2 protein-coding genes are annotated in these 3,887 nt (G+C 34.8%); one reads left to right on the forward strand and one right to left on the reverse strand.

The window, feature by feature from the left end:
- The first annotated feature begins 1 nt into the window (after nt 1).
- Nucleotides 2–2,926, forward strand: a complete 2,925-nt coding sequence (locus tag D6734_09850) for a bifunctional [glutamate--ammonia ligase]-adenylyl-L-tyrosine phosphorylase/[glutamate--ammonia-ligase] adenylyltransferase (protein RMF93536.1) — start codon at nt 2–4, stop codon at nt 2,924–2,926.
- Here D6734_09850 and D6734_09855 read toward each other — a convergent pair.
- Nucleotides 2,923–3,885, reverse strand: a complete 963-nt coding sequence (locus D6734_09855) for a UPF0104 family protein (GenBank protein RMF93537.1) — start codon at nt 3,883–3,885, stop codon at nt 2,923–2,925. The two genes, D6734_09850 and D6734_09855, sit on opposite strands and share 4 nt — an antisense overlap.
- Nucleotides 3,886–3,887 lie beyond the last annotated feature (2 nt).

Raw genomic sequence — 3,887 nt, forward strand, 5'->3', positions numbered from 1 at the left:
AATTTCAGCTCTAACAACCAATGTTCTTTTCCAAACACTAAAAAATAATAGATATTTAACCAATTCACTTTTGAGGTTTTTTTCTGCAAGCAGATTGGCAGTGGATATAATAATCAGAAATCCTGAAAAAACCTTGCTAATTCTAAAAGATGAATCTTTTAAAGAATTAAAAAGCAAAGAAACTTATCTGAAAGAAATAGAAGAAGAGGTAAATTATAAATGGGAACAAACTAAATTTAGGAACTTTCTTCTGAAATTTAAAGAGTTGGAAACTCTGAAAATAATGTTCTCTGACTATTTTGAATACTTTTCCTTCGAAGAAACGACATTATCGCTATCTAACCTTGCAAAAGCTATCATTGAAACAGCTTATCGTTATGCTGTCTATCATGCAGAAAAAAGATTTGGAATTCCCCTTATTTCTATTTCAGATGAGAAGGAAAAAGTAAAATGCAGATTTTCTGTTGTAGCCCTTGGTAAACTCGGAGGAAATGAGCTCAATTACTTTTCGGATATTGACTTGTTGTTTATCTATACCTCGGACAAAGGAAAGGTTTATAAAGACCCTAACGATTTATCTTCTGAAGTGAATATTTCAATACATGAATACTATACCAAAATAGCTGAAATCATTACAGCACTTCTGAGGGGAGATGGAGGTAAAAACAGTATTTATCGTGTAGACCTTCGTTTGAGGCCTGAAGGCAGAAGCGGAGATCTTGTAAATTCTCTTCGAAGTCTGGAAATCTACTATGAATCATGGGGACAAACTTGGGAAAGGCAGGCTCTTATCAAAGCATCTCATGCAGGGGGCGACTCAGAGCTTACCAATGAATTTTTAAAAATGATAGAACCATTTATATATAGAAAGTATTTAGACATCAGCTCCATAAATGAAATAAAAAGTATGAAAGAGAAAATAGACAGAAGTTTGAAGGCAGACGGCACATCCTTCTTGAATGTCAAAAACGGCTATGGTGGAATTAGGGAAATTGAATTCTTTATTCAGGCCCTTCAGCTAATCTATGGAGGAAAAGACAAAAACATACGGCATGAAAACAGTTTAACGGCTTTAAAAAAGCTTTATGAACTGAGATATATAAATTTTGAAGATTACAATATTTTAACGCGTTCGTATAAATTTTTGAGAACTGTAGAACATAGACTCCAAATGATGGATGGGCTACAAACACATCTTTTGCCTGAAAATAGAGAAGAAAAACTCAAATTTGCCAAAAGAATTGGATATACGGAAGAAGGCTTCTATGATGAACTTGAGATTTTTGAAAGTGATTACGAATTTTTTACTAAATCTGTCCGAGAAGCTTTTAATCACCTTTTCGAAACAAAAGAAGAAATCAGCGACAAGGATGACATATTAATAATTTGGGAAGGAACCCTGCCAAAAGAAAAGTCTTTAATCGCCCTACGAGAAATGGGTTTTACTGAACCAGAAAAGGCATTGACAAACATTTCAAGATTGCGGGAAGGCAAACCATTTGCTCATTACTCAAGCAAATACAAAATAAAGATGAATGAAACAGCGCCTGTTATTTTCAAAGAAATCCTCTCCACTGCAGATCCTGACAGGGCATTGAATAACCTTGAAAAATTTGTTTCATCAACTTCAATGAAAGAATCAGTATTTCCCTTTCTTACAGACATATCTCCAACAAGAGAAATTCTTCTCAACATATTCAGCAACAGCCAATTTATAAGTGAAATGCTCATCCAAAGGCCACAACTTATTGACTTTATCAATTATGCAAGAGAGGAAGTCATCAAGTCCTTCGATGAAGATGATGAAATAAGGGAAAAAAACAAAGAAGAAATCTTCAAAGAGATAATTGAAGAAATCTTCAATGTAGGTGTTGATGATATTCTTAAAAAATCAAATCCTCTTAAAGTTTCCCGGCATCTCTCCTCTATTGCAGACAATTTCCTGAAAATGGTTTTACATAGAGCAGAAATAAAGTGCATGGAAGAGCTTGGAATAGATGGCAGAGACAAAGCGAAAAGAGGAAATCTTGCCATTTACGGTTTGGGTAAATTAGGAGGTGAGGAGATAACATACAGCTCCGACCTCGATATCATTTTTGTATATGAAGGTAAAGGAACTATAAAAACAAAAAAAGGGGAAATAAGTTTACAGGAATATTATACAAAAGTTGCTCGACAGGTTTTTGAAATCGCCGAAGAAGCCGAAAAAGAAGGAATCAAATTCATTATCGATTCACGACTTCGGCCTTCTGGCAGGAGCGGATTATTAGTGCAGGATTCGGAAGCTTATAAACATTATTTTACAAATCAAGCAAAGGTCTGGGAAAGACAAGCATATACGAAGCTAAGATTTATATGCGGCCTGAAGGGACCTGTAAAAGAATTTGAGGAAATAATGGAAGATATGATCTTCGGAAAATCTCTTTCCAATGAAGAAGCACTGGAAATAGATGAAATGCGCCAGAGAATGGAAAAAGAGATGGCTCGCGATAAAAAACAGTTTTTTCATGTCAAATTTGGCGAAGGAGGAATCGTTGATATTGAATTCATTGTGCAAGCATTGATTCTGAAATTTGGAAAGGAGAATGTTGGAGTAAGGCAGAACAATACGGCAAAAGGATTAAAAGAACTCTTCCTTGCCAATATTATAAATAAAGAAGATTATCAACGGCTTATAAAAGCGCTACTCTTTTTACGTACAATAGAAAATAGGATTAGGATTCTTGAAAATCGCCCTCTAAATACCTTCTATAAAAAGCCTGAAAGAATAGTCAGGCTTGCAATGCGAATTGGATATAAACAAAAGGATAACAAAAGTCCTGCTGAACAACTCATTGAAGACTATGAAAAAGAAACTCAAACAGTCAGGATGATCTATGAAAAGATTTTCTCAAATCTTGTAAAAAATGACATGCAAAAAAATTAATCACCTTTCTGAATTTCACTGAACTTCAACTTGCCTGTCCACAGAAAAATCAGTCCTGCTATGATTGTTGGAATCATATTGAGAGTCCACATAGCAATTGCATAACTTTTAGCGACAGCTGGCTCGACATTTACAATTTTCAATGCCATTTCGCAGGCAACCTGATAAATTCCTATGAAACCGGGTGATGAAGGCGCAGCTACACCAAGGGCAATTAGTATCATTATAAGAAATGAGGAAGAAAAAGGGAGATTGAGATTAAATGCCGGAAACATTGAATAAAAGGAAGCGGCCATAGCAAGCCATACTGCAAGAGATAATAAAGAAGAATAGATAAGATGCCTAACATTCTGAAGCACACCTAATCCTATGATAAAGGAATCTATTACTGAAAGCAGTTTTTCCATAATCTTGTCAGGAATAAAGAAAAAGATTTTTCGCAAAAGTGAGATAACCAAATCTGATTTGAATTTTAAGGCAACCAGAAATAGAATCAGCAAAACAGCTATAGCGCCAACAGCTATTCCTATCTCTTGAAACTGTTTGTTCAGTGTCCCATCTTTCCCATCAGAAAATGAAAAATTCATCAACATAATGAAAGAAAAAAGAAGCAATGTGCATAAATCAAAGACCCTCTCTACAACAATTGTGGCAAACGATGCACTCTTGCTTACACCTTCTTTAATGCCTATGACAACAGGCCTAACTACTTCGCCTGCCCTTGCAGGTAGAATACAGTTTCCCATAAATCCGATTATAGTAGTAGTAAAAAGAGTCCTCATATTTATATTTTTTATGGGATACATAAAATATTTCCAACGAAGGGCTCTGAAATAATAGACAAGCGTATAAATTATAAGATATGGAAGTATGTAAAAATAATTTGCTTTGCTGAGGGCTTGTCCAACAGCAGTAAAATCTATTCCACTATAAGAAATCTTTCTACCTGCAATTTCTATAT

Source organism: Candidatus Schekmanbacteria bacterium (assembly GCA_003695725.1).
In the GTDB taxonomy this organism is placed as follows: Bacteria; Schekmanbacteria; GWA2-38-11; order GWA2-38-11; family J061; genus J061.